Below are 19,677 nucleotides of genomic sequence, written 5' to 3' on the forward strand. Positions count from 1 at the left end.
CATGCGAGTTCTTGTTGCGATGAGCGGCGGGGTCGACTCCTCGGTCGCCGCCGCCCGGATGGTCGCCGCCGGTCACGACGTCGTCGGCGTGCACCTCGCGCTGTCGGCGGCTCCCGGAACCCTGCGCACGGGTTCGCGCGGGTGCTGCTCGAAGGAGGACGCCGGCGATGCGCGTCGCGTCGCGGACATCCTCGACATCCCCTTCTACGTCTGGGATTTCGCCGAACGCTTCAAGGAAGCCGTCATCGACGACTTCGTCGCCTCCTATGCCCGCGGCGAAACTCCCAACCCGTGCGTGCGATGCAACGAGACCATCAAGTTCTCGGCGTTGTCCGCCCGCGCGCTCGCCCTCGGTTTCGACGCCGTCGCCACCGGTCACTATGCCCGGCTGTCCGACGGACGGCTGCGCCGCGCGGTCGATCGGGACAAGGACCAGTCGTACGTATTGGGAGTGCTCACCGCGGATCAGTTGCGGCACGCCGTCTTTCCGATCGGCGACACCCCCAAGCCGCAGATTCGCGAGGAGGCGGCGCAGCGCGGGTTGGCGGTCGCGGACAAGCCTGACAGCTACGACATCTGCTTCATTCCTAGCGGTGACACCAAGACGTTCCTCGGGTCGCGCATCGGCATGCGGCGCGGCACCGTCGTCGATTCCAGCGGCGCCGTGCTGGCCGAACACGATGGCGTGCACGGATTCACGATCGGTCAGCGCAAGGGTCTTGGCATCGCCGGGCCCGGCCCCGAAGGCACTCCGCGTTACGTGACCGCGATCGACGCCGAAACCGGGACCGTCAGGGTCGGCGACGCCGAGGAACTCGACGTGTGGACGTTGACCGGCGAGCGTCCGGTCTTCACGTCCGGCGCCGCGCCGGGTGCACCCATCGAGTGCGAGGTGCAGGTGCGTGCGCACGGCGGGCTTGCCCCAGGCGTCGCCGAACTGCGTGGGGATCAGTTGGTGGTGGACTTGCGCACCGCGCTGCGCGGTGTGGCGCCGGGCCAGACGATGGTGCTGTACCTGCCCGACGCAGACGGTGACGAGGTCATCGCGAGCGCGACGATCCGAGGCACTGCGCCCGCTTAGTCGGGAACGTGCTTCAGCAGGTTCGTCATCACGATGTCGGGCACCGACGGCGAGAACCGGCAGAAGGTCACCTCGACGAGCACCACCGACTTCACGCGATAATCCCTGCCGCACGCGCCGTTCCGCAGCTGAAGGGAATCCGCCGTCGCGGTCACATCGCCGACGAACACCAGGCCGTCCCCACTGGACTCGCAGTCGGCGACCAGTCCGGCCAGCCCGTCGAAGGCACGGCGAGCCGCGGGTGGATCCCGATACGCCGCCGCCCCCTGCGAGATCAACCCGCCGTCGGGTGGATTCTGGTACGTCGTCTTGTGGAACTCCTCGAGCTCGGGTCCGAAGGTCTTCGTCTCCTCGAAGTACCACCGGCACGGTGCGGGTGCCGGTTCGGCCAGCACCTCGATGTCGACCGGCGACTTGCCGTCCATGCTCGGGATGACGGTGAGGTCTTCGCCCGCACCGGTGATGGCGCGCATCTGCGACTGCTCGAGCATCACGGACTCGACGTCGACCGGCGAACGGGAATCGTCATCGAGCCCCGGTGTCGCGCGGACCGCAGCCCCGGTGACGGTGTGCGTGCAGGCCGCGAGGAGCACCACGGCACACCCGGCCACCAGGGCGGACCACGCGCGGTCCGGCGACCGTGTCGCGGAGCCGGGCATGATTGAGGATAACGCGCCACCATCGAATACTGTGGCGGCGTGAGCGATTTCGCCGTAGCGACGGGCATCGGTTCCTGGCCCGGCACGTCGGCGCGCGAGGCCGCCGAAGTCGTGGTCGGTGAACTGCATCAGCTGACGCATCTGGTGGAGCTGCCCGGCCGCGGAGTCGGGGCCGACATCATCGGCCGGGCCGGGGCGCTGCTGGTCGACATCGGCATCGACACGGTGCCCCGCGGCTACCGCATTGCACCGGGCCGCAGCTCGGTGCACCGGCGTGCCGTGAGCTTGCTCGGGGAGGACGTCGATGCGCTCGAGGAAGCGTGGGAGCTCGCGGGTTTGCGGGGGAGCGGGCGCAAGGTCAAGGTGCAGGCTCCGGGTCCCATCACGCTGGCCGCGCAGCTCGAACTCGCCAACGGTCACCGGGCGATCACCGACCGGGGGGCGCTGCGCGATCTGACCGGAAGCCTTGCCGAGGGCGTCGCCGCCCACCGGGCGCTGGTGGCGCGACGCCTGGAAGCCGAAGTCGTCGTCCAGTTCGACGAGCCCACGTTGCAGGCCGCGCTGTTGGGCCGGCTGACCGGGGTGACCGGCATGACGCCCGTGCACCCGGTGGACGAGGCCCTGGCGACCAGCCTGTTCGATGAATGTGTCGCAGTCGTCGGGGGGTCGGTAGCCCTGCACAGTTGCGCCCCCGAGCTTCCATGGAAGTTGCTTCAGCGCAGTACTTTTCAAGCGATATCCGTCGACGTGGCGACGTTGACCGCAGCGGATCTGGACGGGATTGGCGAGTTCGTCGAGTCCGGTCGGACCGTCGTGCTGGGCGTCATCCCCGTGACACCGCCGCACCAACGTCCGACTGTGGAAGAGGCAGCGGCGGCCGCGGCGTCGATCACGGATCGGCTCGGTTTCAAGCGTTCGGTGTTGCGCGAGCGGATCGGCATTACGCCGGCCTGTGGCCTTGCGGGAGCCACTCCGCAATGGGCCAGGACTGCGGTCGAACTGGCGCAGAAGGTCGCCGACGGCATCGAGCTCGATCCGGATTCCGCCTAGCTCGTTGCGCCTAACCGCCCAGCGACGCGGCTAGACATGCGAAGATCCATTAGCGGGTCGTTCCGCACGCGAAGCATTCGGCACAATGCGACGGGAGTTGGCAGTGGCACCAGCACGCCTACGCGTGGCAGCGGGTGCCGGACTATTCGCCGCTTCGTTGAGCATCGTCGGTCCCGGCATCGCGGCCGTTTCGGCAGATCCGGGCGGTTCCGGCCACGGTCATTCCAAGCCCAACAAGGATTCGGGACGTGGCCACGGCGGCGACCGGCAGGGCCGGAACCGCGGCTCATCGGGTGATGGTCGCCAAGGCCGAGGCAACGACCAGGACGACCGCAGGGGTGATCGCGACAGCCGCGGCGACCTCGACCGCGGTGGGAAGTCCGACCGCGGAGCGACGTCCGACGTCGGTGGGAAGTCCGACGTCGGAGGTGCCAACGGGACCGACGGCATCGAGGACGTGCAAGTAGCCGCTCGGTCCATAGCAAGCGTTCCGGCACCGACGACGAACTCGCTCGTCGCCGAACAGGCTCCACAAGCAGCGCCGGCCGAGGCGCCCGCTGCCATTGCCGGCGGTGGTTCCGGGGGCGCGGCCCAGCCCGCCTTCGTGGCGCCGAAGGTCACCTTCGGCAACGGCAGAGCACCCGGCGTCCTCGGCGGCGCCGGCCGGCTGACCAGGGCACCAGAGCCGATCCCGTTACCGATCGACCCCGCGGCGGCGGGTCAGTGGTCGCCTGCCCCCGCGGTACCGCCGCCGACGACGGCAGTGCGTGAATTAGCTTCGCAGCGGACCGAATTCATCGATCGCGTCTGGGCGCCGCTGCACCCGGCGTTCCCCGGCGGGCTGGTATTCGGCATCGCAGGCCTGGTGGTCGCGCCGCTGGCGGGTGTGTGGATCGGTTACCGCCAGGCTCGCGGCGCGGACGCCGCCGACCAATTCGCCGATCGCTAGCTGCCGCGCAGATCCTTCCGCAGGATCTTTCCGGACGCCGACTTCGGGATGACGTCGATGAACGCCACCTGCCGCACCTTCTTGTACGGGGCGACGTGCTCGGCGACGAACTCCATCACCTGCGCTTCGGTCAGGTCGGCACCAGATTGCTTGACTACGAACGCCTTTGGCACTTCCTCGCCGGAGTCCGCGTCGGTGACGCCGATGACGGCGGCGTCGGCGACGTCGGGGTGGGAAAGCAACACGGCCTCCAGTTCGGCGGGCGGCACCTGGTAGCCCTTGTACTTGATGAGCTCCTTGAGCCGATCAACGATGTAGACACACCCTGTCGCGTCGACCCGGGCCACGTCGCCGGTGTGCAGGAAGCCGTCGGCGTCGATCGTCGCCTGGGTGGCCTCGTCGTTGCCCAGGTAACCGGCCATCACGTTGGGGCCCTTGAACCACAGTTCGCCGGTCTCACTGAGCCCGGATGCGGGCGGGTCGATCTCGGCGCCGGTGTCTGCGTCCACGATCTTGGTGACGGCGTTGGGTACGGTCCAGCCGCACGAACTCATCCGCGCGGTCGAACCGAGGAGCTCGCGCCCTCCGTCGAACGGCGTGACGTGACTGACCGGGCTCAGCTCGCTCATGCCGTAGCCCTGGACCACCTGGCAGCCCAGCCGCTGCTTGACCGCGGTGCCGAGTTCCTCGTCAAGCGGTGCGGCGCCGGACATGATGCCGCGCAGGCTCGACAGGTTGTACCGCTCGACCAGCGGGTGCTTGGCCAGTGCCACCGCGACGGGTGGCGCGATGAACGCGAAGGTGCACTTGTATTTCGCGATGTTGCCGAGGAATTCCTCGAGGTCGAAGCTCGGCATGATGATCAACTGCGCCCGCGCATGCAGGGCGGCGTTGAGCAGCACCGTCATCCCGTAGATGTGAAAGAACGGCAGCACGGCCAGGATTCGATCCTCGTGCGTCATGCCCTGCAGCGGCCGGATCTGCGCGACGTTGGAGGTCAGGTTGCGGTGCGTCAGCATGACGCCCTTGGGGTTGGCCGTCGTGCCGGAGCTGTAGGGCAGCGCCGCGATGTGGGTGGCCGGGTCGAAAGTCACGTCCGGTGCGGGCAGTCCGGGGCTGACCAGGTCGGCGGCGTTGGGGTGGCCGTCGACTGCGAGGCCAGGGCCGTCGAGCACCACGACCTGAGCGGCCGACAGCCCCACCGCGGCGGCTCCGTCCGCGGCCTGCGCCAGCAGCGGTGACACCGTCACCAGCATCGTGGCCTTGGCGTCGGTCAGCTGCTTGGCGATGTCGTTTGCGGTGAACAGCGCGTTGATGGTGGTGGCCGTTGCGCCGGCTCGCAGGATGCCGTGAAACGCGATGGCGAACGCGGAGCTGTTGGGTGCCAGCAATCCGACCACGTCACCGACCCCGATACCGCGCTGCGCAAGCGCGCCGGCGAAGGCGTCGATGCGCGCGATCATGTCGGCGTAGGTGGTCTTCGTGTCGGATGTGGTGTCGACCAACGCGACGCGGTCGCGGTCGTCGTCGGCAAGCGTGCCGAAGAGGTACTCGTACAGGCTGGTGGTGGGAATCTGGACCTGGGGGAAGGGGCTCGCGAAACTCATAGCGTGTTCGATCGAACCACGTGGGGCTCGCGGCGGGTCAGGCTTCGTCGAGCAGCTTGGTCAGTTTTCTTCCGGCGACGAGTCGGTAGGACGCGTCGACCAGTTCACCCACCTCGGTCCAGTCGACCGTGGCCACCGAGAAGTCCAACCCCAACCAGCCCGATGGACCCAGGTATGCCGGGTAGAAGAACCGCTGGTCCTGCTGCAGAGCCGTTCGTTCGGCCTCGTCGACCTTGACCATCACGCAGTGGGGGACTGCGACCATCTGGCCCGACTCTCTCGTGCTGCCGCCGTACATGGCGAACATCTTGGAGACGAAGAACCCGGGTCTGCCGTGCGACACCTTCTCGAACGCCTCGGGATAGCCGAGCGCGAGCTTCCTCAACTCGGCGAGGCCGGGATCGTCGTCGTCGAACATGATCGGGTGCGGCACGGGGAGCACGTTACGCACAGTGTCGATTCCTCACCGACGGGTTCGCGACGGTGTCACCATCGGATCATGATCGACCGACGTGGCTTCCTCGCGCTGTCCGCGATGGGTGCGGTCGCGGGTGTGGCAGGGGCGTGCTCGCCGCGGCCGACGGCCCCAGGCCCGCCCGCTGCGGCTCCCGTGGTCGCCGACATGACTGCACGCGAGACCGACGTAGATCTCGGGGGAGTCGTCGTGCGTACGTGGACGTACACGGACACCGTGCCTGCACGCGAGATCCGCCTCCAGAAGGGCGGACAGTTGCGCGCCCACGTGACCAACGCACTGCCACAGGAAACCACCGTGCACTGGCACGGGCTGGCCATTCCCAACAAGATGGACGGCGTACCCGTGCTGACTCAGCCCGCGATCCCCCCTGGCGGCAAGTTCACCTACGAGTTCACCGCGCCCGACGCAGGCACGTACTACATCCACTCGCACGTCGGCACCCAACTCGATCGCGGCATGTACGGACCGTTGATCATCGAGGACCCCGCCGACGGCAAGGACTACGACGACGAGCTGGTCGTGGTGCTCGACGACTGGATCGACGGTACGGGCACCACCCCGGACGAGGTGGCCGCGAAGCTCAAGAAGACGGGCATGAAGCCGATGGCGGCGGGCGGGCCGATGCTCGGACCGACGATGCCGCTCGGCATGGACGGCGGTGACGTCACCTACCCGTACTTCCTGATCAACGGCCGCACCGCCAAGGACCCACAAGTGCACGATTATCGTGCGGGACAACGGGTCCGGTTGCGCATCATCAACGCGGGCGCGGATACCGCCTTCCGCGTCGCGGTACCGGGCGTTCAGCTCAACGTCACCCATACTGACGGCTTTCCCGTCGTGACGCGTCGCACCGACTCGGTCATCCTTGGCATGGGGGAGCGCGTCGACGCCATCGTGACGGTCAACGCGTCGGTGCCGGTGGTCGCGGCCGCGGAGGGCAAGGACGGGTATGCCCAGCTGAATCTGCGGGTCGACCAGAAACCGTCCGACGTCGACGTCGAGGGGTTCGTCAAGACCGTGCGCGCCGGCGCACCGCTCAACACCGCCGCGCTCGAGTCTTCCCCGGATGTGACTCTGCCCCAACGCAATCCGGACGTCTCGATCGATCTTCGGCTGACCGGGCCGCTCGACGGCTACACCTGGCCCATCAACGGCAAGCTCTACGATCCACCCAACAACCCCATCGCACTATCTGCAGGCAAGCGGGTGCGGCTCCGGTTCATCAGCCAGTCGATGATGTTCCACCCGTTCCACCTGCACGGCCACACGTTCCAGGTGGTCCAGCCGGGCGGAAAGGGACCCCGCAAGGACACCGTGCTGGTCCCACCCGAGCAAACCGTCGAGGTGGACTTCGACACCGATAACCCGGGCCGGTGGATCGTGCATTGCCACAACGACTACCACCTCGACGGTGGGATGGCGACGTTCGTCGAGTACACCGGCTGAGCGTCGGGGCTCTCCGATAGCCTTCGATGGTGAGCTCAGCCCCGCCCGACCCCTCCTCAGATCCTGAGGCCGATCCGGTTCCCGCCGAGGTGCGGCGCGAGTGGCAGACGCTGGCCGAGGACGTGCGTGGCCACCAGTTCCGCTACTACGTCAGGGACGCGCCCGTCATCTCCGATGGCGAGTTCGACAAGCTGCTCTCCGAGCTCACCGCCCTCGAAGAGCGTCACCCCGAGTTGAGGACCCCCGACTCACCCACCCAACTGGTGGGGGGCGCCGGCTTCGCCACCGACTTCACCTCCGCCGATCATCTCGAGCGGATGCTGTCACTGGACAACGTCTTCACGCCCGAGGAACTCACGGCGTGGGCGGCGCGCCTGGTCGGTGAGGTCGGCGACGATCCCGAATTCCTGTGCGAGTTGAAGATCGACGGCGTCGCGCTGGCGTTGGTGTACCGCGGCGGCAAGCTGGTTCGGGCGGCCACCCGCGGCGACGGCCGCACCGGCGAGGACGTGACGCTCAACGCCCGCACCATCACCGACGTACCCGAGACGCTCGCCGAGAACGCGGAGTTCCCGGTCCCGAAGGTGCTCGAAGTGCGCGGCGAAGTCTTCTTCCGGCTGGCCGACTTCGAGGTACTGAACGCCAACCTCGTCGAGGAGGGCAAGCTGCCGTTCGCCAACCCGCGCAACAGCGCGGCCGGCTCACTGCGACAGAAGAATCCGGCGATCACCGCGCGCCGCAACCTGCACATGATCTGCCACGGGCTCGGCCGAGCCGAGGGTTTCACTCCGGCCACGCTGCACGATGCCTACCGCGCGTTGAAGGCATGGGGCTTGCCCGTGTCCGACCACACCACGCGGGTGACCGGGATTGCCGCAGTCGCCGAGCGCGTCGCCTACTGGGGCGAGCATCGCCACGACGTCGAACACGAAATCGACGGTCTGGTGGTCAAAGTCGACCAGGTCGGGCTGCAGCGCAGGCTGGGTGCCACGTCGCGCGCACCTCGCTGGGCGATCGCCTACAAGTATCCGCCCGAGGAAGCCACCACCAGGCTGCTCGACATCAAGGTCAACGTCGGCCGCACCGGTCGCGTCACCCCGTTCGCCTTCATGGAGCCGGTCAAGGTGGCCGGGTCGACGGTCAGCCAGGCCACGCTGCACAACGCCTCGGAGGTCAAGCGCAAGGGCGTGCGCATCGGTGACACCGTCGTCATCCGGAAGGCCGGAGACGTCATCCCCGAAGTGCTCGGCCCCGTGGTCGACGTCCGCGACGGCACCGAGCGCGAATTCGAGATGCCGACGCAGTGCCCCGAGTGCGGCACCACGCTCGCGCCCGCCAAGGAGGGGGACGCCGACATCCGCTGCCCCAACTCGCGAAGTTGCCCAGCGCAGTTGCGCGAGCGAGTCTTTCACGTCGCGGGCCGCGGGGCCTTCGACATCGAGGGGCTCGGCTATGAGGCCGCGACGGCGCTGTTGCTGTCGGGTGTCATCACCGACGAGGGTGACCTGTTCTCACTCACCGAGGACGATCTACTGCGCACCGACCTGTTCCGGGTTAAGGCGGGCGAGCTGAGCGCAAACGGCCAACGCCTGCTGGCAAATCTGGGCAAGGCCAAGGCCCAGCCGCTGTGGCGGGTCATCGTCGCGCTGTCCATTCGGCACGCGGGTCCCACCGCGGCCCGCGCGTTGGCCACCGAGTTCGCCAGCCTGCAGGCCATCGAAGAGGCGTCCGAGGAGCAGTTGGCCGCGGTCGAGGGCGTCGGGCCCACCATCGCCGCCGCGGTGGTCGAGTGGTTCACCGTCGACTGGCACCGCGCGATCGTCGAGAAGTGGCGGGCGGCGGGCGTGCGGATGGCCGACGAACGTGACGCCAGCATCGAGCGCACGCTGGAAGGTCTCTCGATCGTCGTCACCGGATCGCTCGCGGGGTTCTCCCGCGACGAGGCCAAGGAGCAGATTCTGGCCCGCGGCGGCAAGGCGGCCGGCTCGGTGTCGAAGAAGACCGCCTACGTGGTGGCCGGTGATGCGCCAGGGTCCAAGTACGACAAGGCCATCGAGCTTGGCGTTCCGGTGTTGGACGAGGACGGCTTCCGACGGCTGCTGGAACAGGGCCCCGAGGCGGACTGAGCGTCAGCGATAGCCAGCGCGCATGTCGTCGACGATGCGCGGGTGATCCAGCGTCGAGGGTTCCAGGTGCTGCGGGGCCACGTCCGCAGCGAAGACGGTGGACGCGTCGAGCACTCGCTGACTCAGGAACCTCAGCGGCGGAGCGTCTTTCGGCATCATGGGGACCGGAGGCTCGGAACCGAGCCGGGCCAGGGTGAACCCCCAGTCGCCGAAGGTCGGGACGTTCACGTGATAGGGCGTCACCGCGAAGCCGACGGATCCGATGGTCGAGACGGTCCGCCAGAACACCGTCGGCGTCGAGTACGGGCTGCCGGACTGCACCACCATCAACCCGTGCGGGGCGAGCGCGTGGGTGATCAGCGTGTAGAACTCCGCGGAGTACAGCCGCCCGAGCACCGGGTTGTCCGGGTCGGGTAGGTCGACGATCACCGCATCGAAACCACCAGCCGGCACAACGCCGGGGTGCGGCACCCGCAGCCACGTCATCGCATCGTCGACGACGAGGTGTACCCGCGGATCGTCCAGTGCGCCGCCGTTGGCGGCGCGCATCGTGGTCTTGGCCATAGCGATTACCGCCGGGTCGAGCTCGACCTGAACGATGTCGTCGATACCCTTTTGGCGCAACAACTCTCGCGCGGCGAGCCCGTCGCCGCCCCCGATGACCAACACCGACCGCGCCCCCGCGCCCAACACGGGATACACCAGGCTCTCGGTGTACCGGTACTCGTCGTGGGTGGAGAACTGGAGCCCGCCGTCGAGGTACAGCCGCATGTCGTCACCCTGTTTGGTGACGACGATCTCCTGGTACGCCGAATGCCGGTAGGCGATGATCGGGTCGGAGTAGAGCCGCTGCCGGGCGGTGGTCTCGATGCCCTGCGCCGCTGCCATCAGCGCGACCAGGACCACCAAAGCCAGCGCGAGCACAGCCAGGGCACTGGCGAATTCGCGTCTGGTCAGAACCTTGCGCAGGAGGAAGATCGCGACGATCGCGGCGGCGCCCAGATTGATCATCCCGGTGGCGGCTGCACCGCGGATCATCCCTAGCTGCGGCAGCACCAGAAAGGGCCACGCCAACCCGCCGAGCAACGCGCCGAGGTAATCGGCGGCGTTGAGGTTGGCCAGCACCCGGCCCGCGTCCGTGGCGCCCGCCGTGCGCCCGCGCTGTAGCAGCGTCATCAGCAGGGGCACTTCGGCCCCGACCAGGATGCCGATCAAGGCGGTGGCGATCGCGAGCACCCATGCCGAGCCGCCGACGAACGAGAATGCGACGTAGAGGGCCGTCGCCGAAACCCCTCCGACGAGCCCGAGCAGTGTCTCGACGGCGATGAAGGTGACGGCCGCCCGCGCCAGCAGTGGTTTGACGAGCAGCCCGCCCACCCCGAGCGCCGCGACGTAACCAGCGACGATCAGCGAGGTTGCCGCGACGCTTCCGCCGTTGAGGCTCGTCGAAAGCGTCAGCAGCGCAAGCTCATACACGATGCCGCAGGCGGCACAGGCCGCGACGGAAGCCAGCAGCAGCGCCCGCCAGCGCAGCCCGAAGGCAGCAGCGGGGGCCGGGGGAGCGTCGGTGATCATGACAACGCGGCCGCGTTGATCCCTCCGACCGCCAGCAGTATGACCGCAGCGGCGATCGACGCGGGATGGAACTGTTCGGCGTCGACGATGTTGCGGTAGTGCCCCGGCACCACGGCCTCAAGGACGACGAGTGCCACGCCCTGCAGTGCCACGCCGACCAGTCCGTAGACCACCGTGTCGACGAGGCCCTGCCCCAACTTGTCGGAGCTCGCCACGATGGCCGAGACGATCACCAACGTCAGCGCCACGTCGGTGGCCGCGGTGACGACCACCGCGTTGGGCCTGCGCTCGACGAATACTTGCCTGCGCAGTCTGCCCGGGGTCAGCGCATCGATCATGGCGAAACCCGCGATCAGGATGACCACCCCGACCACGAAGTACAGCAGGGTGCTGACGACGTTCTGGACGAGGACATCGGTGTTGATGGTGCCGAAATCGATGGCGGCCAGGTACATCTGCGTCTCCTCGGGGTGAATGGGTGGGCTGGAGCGTCACTTGACGCCGTCGGGTCCGCCGGAGCTTCCGCCCGAACTGCTCGCGGGTGATCCGGGGTAGAAGCCGGGGCCTAGGTAGGTGTAGTGCCCCTGGTTGTAGCCATCGTTGAGGCCTTCCAGGTGGATGCTGCACGACTGGTTGCCGTACTTGCCGACCGTCACGACGTTGTCGTCGTAGCGCAGATACTCGGTGTTGGTCTTGTCGTCGGTCGTCCGGGCTTCCGGCGGCTGGTCCTCGGCGATGTCGTCGGCGACGTCATCGGGTGAACCCGAGCAGTTGTAGCGGTTCGGGCCCGCGGAGTCGTAGTTGTCGCCGAGGTAGGACGGGATGCTTGGTCCGACCACGACGCTGCCTATCAGGCAGCCCACGCCCGCGACCGCCAATACGCCTGCGATCAGGAAGAGGCGCCCGCGCGTCACGGCCGCCACCGGCTTTCGGTGTGAACGACGGTGCCGCCGGGACGCTTTGGGTAGAGGTGCCACGTCTCCCAGTGCCAGCCCGTGCCGTCGGATACGGCGTGGATCGCCGTCAGCGCGGCCGTGTCGCCGGGAAAGGAGCCACCGAGCCAGCTCGGCTCCAGCGCGCAATGCCTGCGAAGCCGACCGGCGAGCGTGCGGAACCGCGCTTCGTCGGATGCCGTCGTCTGCGACTGTAGGTCATATCCCGGAGCCCGGGCGTGCGTCGGCAGCCCGGTGCCGCTCGCCTGCGCCGCGCACGAAATCTGTTCGGAGAATGCCGAATCAGCGTGGGCGACGGTCACGACGTGCGATGCACCGAGAATGCCGAGTTCGAGTGCGCCGCCGTCGGGATGGGCGAGCCGAAGGATGGCAAGCGGTGAAGGGGCGGGCGCATTGAGCGCCAGCCGCAATCCCGTGTCACTGACGTCCGTTGGCGTCACGGCGAGTTCGTGCAGGGGCACCGGGGTGTCCTAGGCGCCAGTCGGCGGCGGCGCCGGATACGTGGTGAGTTCGCCGGCCCGCACGGGGGTGCCGGTCGACAGCTCCCACGGCATGTCGGCTCCGTATCTTTCGAAGCTAAGCAGCGCCGCGCCGTCGTCGGTGGCGTAGTCGACGAAGTCCACTTGGCCGGCAGGTCCCAAACCGGTCATGCCCTCCGAGGTGTAGGACGCGTGGCCGCGTTCCTGCTCGTGGAACTGCAGGCCGTCGGCGGTCAGCGCCCCGCCAGGCTGGAGGACGAGATCCCTGCGGGCCTTCCAGAACGCCAACTCGAGCCGACCCTCGTCCTCCTCGACGGAAAACCACAGCGGCTCGGCGCCGTCACCCACCACAAGGTGTTCCCACCAGACGAATGGACCTTCGCTGAGGGTGACGGTGCCGCGGACGACGTAATCGATGCCGCCGTATCCGACGATCGCGCCAGGGCCCAGTTGGCGGGGCCCGAACTGCGGCATTGCGTTGAACGCCAACGGGTCCTGGCGGGACGGTGCCTGCTTGGGGATTCGCGGCCTGCGCAGCGCGATGATCAGGACGATGACCGCGGCGATGAACAGCACGACGGCCGCCACGAAAAGCCCAGTCCCCACCCGAGTTCCCTCCGTGCAACCGACGCGGCAGCATGATTTGCTAGAAAGTAACCGCAAGTGCCTGTCACCAAGCTGTGGTGAACCTGGCAGATCGCCGTCAGTTGGCGGATGGAATGAGGCTGACGTCAGCGCAGGATTGTCGCGACGATCCCGGCCAGGTAGCCCAGCCGCGCGACCTCCGACGGCCGAAACAGCGGCCCGCCCGGCCGGCCCAGCATCAATGCGGTCTCCTGATCGCCCAGCGGCGCTGCGGCCAACGTGGTGTCCATGTCACGCCACACTTGTGGCACCCATTCGCCCGAACCATCCAGTGCCGCAGCGTGTTCCAGTGGCAACCAGGGCGCGGTCTGCGCTTCGGTCTCGGGAGCGCCGTGGCTACCTGCGACGCGTTCGAGACCCGAGGGCGTCAGGTGAACCACGGCGCACCATCCGACCCGCAGCACCTTCGGCGCCTCCTCGGCGAGCACGACGAGCTTCTTGGCCCGCGAGCCCGCCGCCGCGATGTGATCGATCAACTCCAGTTCGCGGTGAGCTTCCAGCAGTCCGGTGTGGGGCCGGATGCTGTCGACGTACACGCCCTGCAGGTTCTCGGCGGCGGTGATGAGCATGTCGGGCATGGCGCCGAGTGGCAGTTCGACGACCAGATCGTCGACGGCGTAGCCGGCCAAGCGCTCGACCACGTCCAGGGACAGGATGTCGGCGCCCACCGAGCCCAGGGCGACCGCGAGCGAGCCCAGGCTGCCCGGTCGGTCCTCCAGTTGCACGCGCAGCAGATATGACGGCACGCGCAACACTGTGACACAGGAGCCTGCGCACGGCAGTCCTCGCAGCTGGCCCTGAAGCCCTTGACTAGGCTTTGTGGTCGTGTCACAGATATCCCGGGATGACGTCGCCCATCTGGCGCGTCTGGCCCGGCTCACCCTGACCGACGGCGAGCTGGACAGCTTCGCCGGCCAACTCGACGCCATCCTTGCCCATGTCGGTGCGATCCAGGCCGTCGACGTCACAGGAGTGGAAGCCACCGACAATCCCCTGAAGGACGTCAACGTCACGCGGCCCGACGTCGTCGCGCCGTGCCTGACCCAGGACGAGGCGCTCGCCGAAGCCCCCAAGGCGGTCGACGGCCGCTTCGCCGTCCCGCGCATCCTGGGGGAGGCCGAATGAGTGAGCTAGTGCGGCTGAGTGCCGCTGACCTCGCCGCCAAGATCGCAGCCAAGGAAGTGTCCGCGACCGAGGTCACCCAGGCCTGCCTGGACCAGATCGCCGCGTCCGACGGGCAATATCACGCGTTTCTACACGTCGCCGCCGACGAGGCGCTGTCCGCCGCGGCGCAGGTCGATGCGACGGTGGCAGCCGGTGACCCGCTGCCGTCACCGCTGGCCGGCGTTCCGCTGGCGCTCAAGGACGTCTTCACCACCACCGACATGCCCACGACGTGCGGTTCGAAGATCCTCGAGGGTTGGCGCTCACCGTATGACGCGACCGTCACGGCCCGCCTGCGCGCGGCGGGCATCCCGATCCTCGGCAAGACCAACATGGACGAGTTCGCGATGGGCAGCTCGACGGAGAACTCGGCGTACGGGCCGACGCGCAACCCGTGGAACGTCGACCGGGTGCCCGGCGGCTCGGGTGGCGGCAGTGCGGCCGCACTTGCTGCATTCCAAGCTCCGCTCGCGATGGGCTCGGACACCGGCGGTTCGATCCGTCAGCCGGCGGCGCTGACCGCGACCGTCGGCGTCAAGCCGACGTACGGCACGGTCTCGCGGTACGGCCTGATCGCCTGCGCATCGTCACTGGACCAGGGGGGTCCGTGTGCGCGCACGGTGCTCGACACCGCGTTGCTCCACGAGGTGATCGCCGGGCACGATCCGCGCGACTCGACGTCGGTGGACGTCGCGGTGCCCGACGTCGTGGCTGCGGCCAAGGCGGGCGCGGCCGGAGACCTGAAGGGCGTGCGGGTCGGCGTCGTCAAGCAGTTGCGCAGTGGCGAGGGCTACCAGGCGGGCGTACTGGCCTCGTTCAACGCCGCGGTCGACCAACTCACTGCGCTGGGCGCCGACGTGACGGAGGTCGACTGTCCGAACTTCGACCACTCGATGGCGGCCTACTACCTGATCCTGCCGTCGGAGGTGTCGAGCAACCTGGCCCGCTTCGATGCGATGCGGTACGGATTGCGGGTCGGTGACGACGGGACGCACAGCGCCGAAGAGGTGATGGCGTTGACCCGCGCGGCCGGCTTCGGCCCAGAGGTCAAGCGCCGCATCATGATCGGCACCTACGCGCTGTCGGCGGGCTATTACGACGCGTACTACAACCAGGCGCAGAAGGTACGCACGCTGATCGCCCGCGATCTCGAGCGCGCGTATCAGAGCGTCGACGTGCTGGTCTCGCCTGCCACTCCCACTACGGCGTTCCCGCTGGGGGAGAAGGTCGACGATCCGCTGGCGATGTACTTGTTCGACCTCTGCACGCTGCCGCTGAACCTGGCGGGGCACTGCGGCATGTCGGTGCCCTCGGGGCTGTCCGAGGACGACGGCCTGCCCGTCGGGCTGCAGATCATGGCCCCTGCGCTTGCCGACGATCGGCTGTATCGCGTCGGCGGAGCCTACGAGGCTGCGCGCGGTCCGCTGCCAACCGCGGTCTGACAGGGGAGGATGAGCAGATGCGGATCGGAGTGCTCACCGGCGGCGGCGACTGTCCTGGCCTGAATGCCGTGATCAGGGCCGTCGTGCGGACGTCCAACGTCAGGTACGGATCGACTGTCGTCGGGTTCCTGGACGGTTGGCGCGGGCTGTTGGAAGACCGCCGCATCCAGCTCGCCAACGACGACCGCAACGATCGGTTGCTCGGCAAGGGCGGCACCATCCTCGGCACCGCTCGCGTCAACCCTGACAAGCTGCGCGCGGGCCTCGACCAGATCAAGCAGACGCTGGAGGACAACGGCATCGACGTGCTGATCCCGATCGGCGGCGAGGGCACGTTGACCGCGGCGCACTGGTTGTCGGAGGAGAACGTCCCGGTGGTCGGGGTTCCGAAGACCATCGACAACGACATCGACTGCACCGACGTCACCTTCGGCCACGACACCGCGTTGCAGGTCGCCTCCGACGCCATCGACCGGTTGCACAGCACGGCGGAATCGCATCAGCGGGTGATGCTCGTCGAGGTGATGGGTCGCCACGCCGGATGGATCGCGCTGAACGCGGGGCTGGCGTCCGGTGCGCACATGACGCTCATCCCGGAGCAGCCGTTCGACGTCGAAGAAGTGTGCCGACTGGTCAAGCAGCGGTTCGTGCGCGGTGATTCGCACTTCATCTGCGTGGTGGCCGAGGGCGCCAAGCCTGCCGAGGGTTCCATGCAGCTTCGTGACGGTGGCATCGACGAGTTCGGACACCAGCGGTTCACTGGCGTCGCTCAGCAGTTGGCCGTCGAGATCGAGAAGCGGATCAAGAAGGAAGTGCGGACGACGGTGCTCGGCCATGTCCAGCGCGGCGGCACGCCGACGGCGTACGACCGTGTGCTGGCCACCCGGTTCGGGGTCAACGCCGCCGATGCCGCCCACTCCGGTGAGTACGGAATGATGGTGTCGCTGCGCGGTCAGGAGATCGGGCGGGTGGCCTTGGCCGACGCGGTGCGCCAACTCAAGCTGGTGCCGCAGGGGCGCTACGACGACGCCGCCGAGTTCTTCGGCTGACTGTTCTCTCCGCCAGCGTCGAAACTGCAGTGAGATCGTGAAATCGGCCGTGGTCGCGATCTGGGCGCAGTCTCGACGGATGGGCTTACTAGGATTGCCATCATGACCGTCGCCTCTGCCGAACTCCTGGACTACGACGAGGTCATTGCGCGCTACGACCCCGTGATGGGCATGGAAGTGCACGTCGAGTTGTCCACCGCCACGAAGATGTTCTGCGGATGCGCCAACGAGTTCGGGGCCGAGCCCAACACTCAGGTGTGCCCGGTATGCCTCGGGTTGCCTGGGGCACTGCCGGTGCTCAACGGGAGCGCCGTCGAGTCGGCCATTCGCATCGGGCTGGCGCTCAACTGCGGCATCGCGCCGTGGGGCCGGTTTGCGCGGAAGAACTACTTCTACCCGGATCAGCCGAAGAACTATCAGATCAGCCAGTACGACGAGCCGATCGCCGTCAACGGCTACCTCGACGTGCCGTTGGACGACGGCACCACGTGGCGCATCGAGATCGAACGCGCGCACATGGAGGAGGACACCGGCAAGCTGACGCACCTGGGCAGCGACACCGGCCGCATCGAGGGTGCCACGACGTCGCTGTTGGACTTCAACCGCGCAGGCGTGCCGCTCGTGGAGATCGTCACGAAGCCCATCGAAGGCACGGGTGAGCGCGCGCCGGAGATCGCCAGGGCGTACGTGACCGCGTTGCGGGATCTGTTGCGCGCGTTGAACGTCTCCGACGTGCGAATGGACCAGGGCTCGATGCGTTGCGACGCCAACCTGTCCTTGAAACTCAAGGGCGCCAGTGAGTTCGGTACCCGCACCGAGACCAAGAACGTGAACTCGCTGAAGAGCGTCGAGGTGGCGGTGCGCTACGAGATGCGGCGCCAGGCCGCGGTGCTCGAGGCCGGCGGAAGCATTACCCAGGAGACCCGGCACTTCCACGAGGACGGGCACACCACGGCGGGCCGAAGCAAGGAGACCGCCGAGGACTACCGCTACTTTCCCGAGCCCGACCTCGAACCAGTGGCGCCCAGCGACGAACTCGTCGAGCAACTGCGTCAGACCATCCCCGAGCTTCCGTGGTTGTCGCGCAAGCGCATTCAGGTGGAGTGGGGGATCTCCGACGAGGTCATGCGTGACCTGGTGAACAACGGCGCCATCGACCTGGTGGCCGCGACCGTCGCGCACGGAGCGTCGAGCGAATCGGCGCGCGCACTGTGGGGCAACTTTCTGGTGCAGAAGGCCAACGAAGAAGGAGTCGAACTCGACGCGCTGGCCATCACCCCGGCCCAGGTGGCCGCGGTGATCAAGCTGGTCGACGAGGGCAAGCTGTCGAACAAGTTGGCCCGTCAGGTTATCGAGGGCGTGCTGGCAGGCGAGGGCGAACCCGAGCAGGTGATGACCGACCGCGGGCTCGCCGTGGTCCGCGACGATTCGGTGATCAAGGCTGCCGTCGAAGCGGCGCTCGCGGCCAATCCCGATGTGGCCGAGAAGATTCGGGGCGGCAAGGTTCAGGCCGCAGGCGCCATCGTCGGCGCGGTCATGAAGGCCACCAAGGGGCAGGCCGACGCCGCCTTGGTGCGCGAATTGGTGCTGGCCGCCTGCGGCTAGTGATGAAACCTCAAGATCTGGTCCACCGCTTGCTGCGACAGCCGCTTCGGCTGCTCTCGTTGCGGTCGATCGTCGTCGTCGGTGCGCTTGGCGTCATCACGCTGGTACTGATTCTCGGCGCCTGGGTGTGGGTCGGCGTCACCAACGACCAGTACAACCAACTCGACCGTCGACTGGACTCGCTGAGCAGCCTTGGCGACGTCAACACCCTGCTCAGGAGTGCGCAGCAGAGCGGCGTCGAACCGCAAGCCACCGCAAACGGATTGGTGCGCACGGCCCGCATCGGACAGATCACCGTGTCGATCCCCAGCGACGTCGTCTTGCCCGAGCTTCCGCGGGGCTACTCCAACACCACGATTGGTGGGGTCGAGTACCGGGTCCGCACCATCACGACGGGCACGGCGTCGATTGCGCTCGGCGCTCCGGTGGCCGAGACCCAGGCCCAGATCGACTCGCTTCACTGGCGGGTGTTCTGGATCTGCGCCGGCGTGATTCTGGGCACCTTGCTGGTCGGCTGGGTGATTGCGGTGATCATGGTCAACCCGTTCCGGTTGCTTGCGCAGCAGGCGCGGGCCATCAACGCGCAGTCCAACCCGGACGAGGTGCAGGTGCGCGGCGTGTGGGAAGCGGTCGAGATCTCCGAGGCGGTGGAGGGCATGCTGGCGCGCATCGGTGACGAGCAACAGCGCACCCGAGCGGCTTTGGAGTCGGCGCGCGACTTCGCCGCGGTGGCATCGCACGAACTGCGTACACCGTTGACGGCCATGCGTACCAACCTCGAGGTGCTGTCCACGATGAACCTCGCCGATGAACAACGCGACGAGGTGATCGGCGACGTCATGCGCACGCAGACCCGGATCGAGGCGACGCTGATGGCGCTGGAACGGCTGGCGCAGGGCCAGCTGACGACGGTCGACGACTTCGTTCCGGTCGACGTCACGGAGCTACTGGACCGGGCCGCGCACGACGCGACGCACAACTACCCGGGTCTCGAGGTGTCGTTGGCGTCGTCGACGACCGTCCTGATGCTCGGGTTGCCTGCCGGTCTGAGGCTTGTCATCGATAACGCCATCGCCAATGCCGTCAAGCATGGCAGCGCGACCCGCGTGCAGCTCAGCGTCGTGAGTTCCGGTGACGGTGTCGAGATCGCGGTGGACGACGACGGCTCGGGGGTGCCGGAAGAGGAACGCATCGCGGTGTTCGAGCGCTTCCATCGCGGCACGACGGCGTCCCGGTCGGGTTCGGGGCTTGGGCTCGCGCTGGTCGCGCAGCAGGCCGAATTGCACGGTGGCACAGCGGTACTCGAGGTCAGCCCGATGGGCGGGACGCGAATGATGCTGCGGCTGCCCGGTCCGCAGTAGCGAGC

The 19,677-nt window shown here is 67.8% G+C and carries 19 protein-coding genes; 10 read left to right on the forward strand and 9 right to left on the reverse strand.

The genetic code is table 11. The annotated features are described in order from the left end of the window. Window position 1: 1 nt before the first annotated feature. Window positions 2–1,081 carry a tRNA 2-thiouridine(34) synthase MnmA gene (mnmA, locus tag SLQ30_RS17670; protein WP_319447024.1) on the forward strand — a complete coding sequence of 360 codons (1,080 nt, stop codon included), beginning with the start codon at window positions 2–4 and terminating at the stop codon, window positions 1,079–1,081. On the opposite strand, the gene SLQ30_RS17675 is transcribed toward mnmA, so the two are convergent. After that, window positions 1,078–1,740 (reverse strand): sensor domain-containing protein, encoded by a 663-nt coding sequence (locus SLQ30_RS17675; RefSeq protein WP_319447023.1) that lies wholly within the window; start codon window positions 1,738–1,740, stop codon window positions 1,078–1,080. The two genes, mnmA and SLQ30_RS17675, sit on opposite strands and share 4 nt — an antisense overlap. A 39-nt stretch (window positions 1,741–1,779) precedes the next feature. On the opposite strand from SLQ30_RS17675, the gene SLQ30_RS17680 reads away from it, so the two are divergent. Together SLQ30_RS17680 and SLQ30_RS17685 are read left to right on the forward strand one after the other, a co-directional pair. Next, window positions 1,780–2,790: a methionine synthase gene (locus tag SLQ30_RS17680; protein WP_319447022.1), complete on the forward strand. Its 1,011-nt coding sequence runs from the start codon at window positions 1,780–1,782 to the stop codon at window positions 2,788–2,790. Window positions 2,791–2,893: 103 nt separating this feature from the next. Continuing rightward, window positions 2,894–3,739: a hypothetical protein gene (locus tag SLQ30_RS17685; RefSeq protein ID WP_319447021.1), complete on the forward strand. Its 846-nt coding sequence runs from the start codon at window positions 2,894–2,896 to the stop codon at window positions 3,737–3,739. Here SLQ30_RS17685 and SLQ30_RS17690 read toward each other — a convergent pair. Together SLQ30_RS17690 and SLQ30_RS17695 are read right to left on the reverse strand one after the other, a co-directional pair. Continuing rightward, complete coding sequence (locus SLQ30_RS17690) at window positions 3,736–5,346, reverse strand: 4-coumarate--CoA ligase family protein (RefSeq protein WP_319447020.1); 1,611 nt, start codon at window positions 5,344–5,346, stop codon at window positions 3,736–3,738. The genes SLQ30_RS17685 and SLQ30_RS17690 overlap by 4 nt on opposite strands. A 37-nt stretch (window positions 5,347–5,383) precedes the next feature. After that, window positions 5,384–5,779 carry an MmcQ/YjbR family DNA-binding protein gene (locus tag SLQ30_RS17695; protein WP_319447019.1) on the reverse strand — a complete coding sequence of 132 codons (396 nt, stop codon included), beginning with the start codon at window positions 5,777–5,779 and terminating at the stop codon, window positions 5,384–5,386. A 66-nt stretch (window positions 5,780–5,845) separates the two neighbouring features. On the opposite strand from SLQ30_RS17695, the gene SLQ30_RS17700 reads away from it, so the two are divergent. Continuing rightward, entirely contained in the window at window positions 5,846–7,273 is a 1,428-nt protein-coding gene (locus SLQ30_RS17700) for a multicopper oxidase family protein (RefSeq protein ID WP_319447018.1), read from the forward strand. Window positions 7,274–7,299: 26 nt separating this feature from the next. Then, window positions 7,300–9,399: an NAD-dependent DNA ligase LigA gene (ligA, locus tag SLQ30_RS17705; RefSeq protein ID WP_319447017.1), complete on the forward strand. Its 2,100-nt coding sequence runs from the start codon at window positions 7,300–7,302 to the stop codon at window positions 9,397–9,399. A gap of 3 nt (window positions 9,400–9,402) precedes the next feature. On the opposite strand, the gene SLQ30_RS17710 is transcribed toward ligA, so the two are convergent. From SLQ30_RS17710 to SLQ30_RS17735, 6 genes are all read right to left on the reverse strand, one after another. Next, a complete protein-coding gene (locus SLQ30_RS17710) occupies window positions 9,403–10,974 on the reverse strand; it encodes a polyamine aminopropyltransferase (protein WP_319447016.1) in 1,572 nt (523 codons plus the stop codon). Next, the gene (locus tag SLQ30_RS17715; RefSeq protein WP_319447015.1) at window positions 10,971–11,429 is read right to left on the reverse strand and encodes a DUF350 domain-containing protein; all 459 of its coding nucleotides are present in this window, start codon (window positions 11,427–11,429) and stop codon (window positions 10,971–10,973) included. Before SLQ30_RS17715 ends, SLQ30_RS17710 begins: the two co-directional genes overlap by 4 nt. A gap of 36 nt (window positions 11,430–11,465) precedes the next feature. Further along, on the reverse strand, window positions 11,466–11,888 hold the full coding sequence (locus tag SLQ30_RS17720) for a DUF4247 domain-containing protein (protein WP_319447014.1): 423 nt from the start codon (window positions 11,886–11,888) through the stop codon (window positions 11,466–11,468). Continuing rightward, window positions 11,885–12,388 (reverse strand): DUF2617 family protein, encoded by a 504-nt coding sequence (locus tag SLQ30_RS17725; protein WP_319447013.1) that lies wholly within the window; start codon window positions 12,386–12,388, stop codon window positions 11,885–11,887. The genes SLQ30_RS17720 and SLQ30_RS17725 overlap by 4 nt, the downstream gene beginning before the upstream one ends. Before the next feature lie 9 nt (window positions 12,389–12,397). Then, complete coding sequence (locus SLQ30_RS17730; RefSeq protein ID WP_319447012.1) at window positions 12,398–13,012, reverse strand: DUF4178 domain-containing protein; 615 nt, start codon at window positions 13,010–13,012, stop codon at window positions 12,398–12,400. Between the two features lie 125 nt (window positions 13,013–13,137). Further along, window positions 13,138–13,797 (reverse strand): amino acid-binding protein, encoded by a 660-nt coding sequence (locus SLQ30_RS17735; protein WP_319447011.1) that lies wholly within the window; start codon window positions 13,795–13,797, stop codon window positions 13,138–13,140. Between the two features lie 79 nt (window positions 13,798–13,876). On the opposite strand from SLQ30_RS17735, the gene gatC reads away from it, so the two are divergent. From gatC to SLQ30_RS17760, 5 genes are all read left to right on the forward strand, one after another. Continuing rightward, window positions 13,877–14,176: an Asp-tRNA(Asn)/Glu-tRNA(Gln) amidotransferase subunit GatC gene (gene gatC, locus SLQ30_RS17740; RefSeq protein ID WP_319447010.1), complete on the forward strand. Its 300-nt coding sequence runs from the start codon at window positions 13,877–13,879 to the stop codon at window positions 14,174–14,176. Further along, the gene (gene gatA / locus SLQ30_RS17745; RefSeq protein ID WP_319447009.1) at window positions 14,173–15,657 is read left to right on the forward strand and encodes an Asp-tRNA(Asn)/Glu-tRNA(Gln) amidotransferase subunit GatA; all 1,485 of its coding nucleotides are present in this window, start codon (window positions 14,173–14,175) and stop codon (window positions 15,655–15,657) included. Before gatC ends, gatA begins: the two co-directional genes overlap by 4 nt. A gap of 17 nt (window positions 15,658–15,674) precedes the next feature. Further along, window positions 15,675–16,706 (forward strand): ATP-dependent 6-phosphofructokinase, encoded by a 1,032-nt coding sequence (locus tag SLQ30_RS17750; RefSeq protein WP_319447008.1) that lies wholly within the window; start codon window positions 15,675–15,677, stop codon window positions 16,704–16,706. 102 nt (window positions 16,707–16,808) lie between these two features. After that, entirely contained in the window at window positions 16,809–18,311 is a 1,503-nt protein-coding gene (gene gatB / locus SLQ30_RS17755) for an Asp-tRNA(Asn)/Glu-tRNA(Gln) amidotransferase subunit GatB (protein WP_319447007.1), read from the forward strand. Window positions 18,312–18,313: 2 nt separating this feature from the next. Next, window positions 18,314–19,672 carry a sensor histidine kinase gene (locus SLQ30_RS17760; protein ID WP_413468075.1) on the forward strand — a complete coding sequence of 453 codons (1,359 nt, stop codon included), beginning with the start codon at window positions 18,314–18,316 and terminating at the stop codon, window positions 19,670–19,672. Window positions 19,673–19,677 lie beyond the last annotated feature (5 nt).

It is taken from the genome of Mycobacterium sp. RTGN4 (assembly GCF_033804635.1).
In the GTDB taxonomy this organism is placed as follows: Bacteria; Actinomycetota; Actinomycetes; order Mycobacteriales; family Mycobacteriaceae; genus Mycobacterium.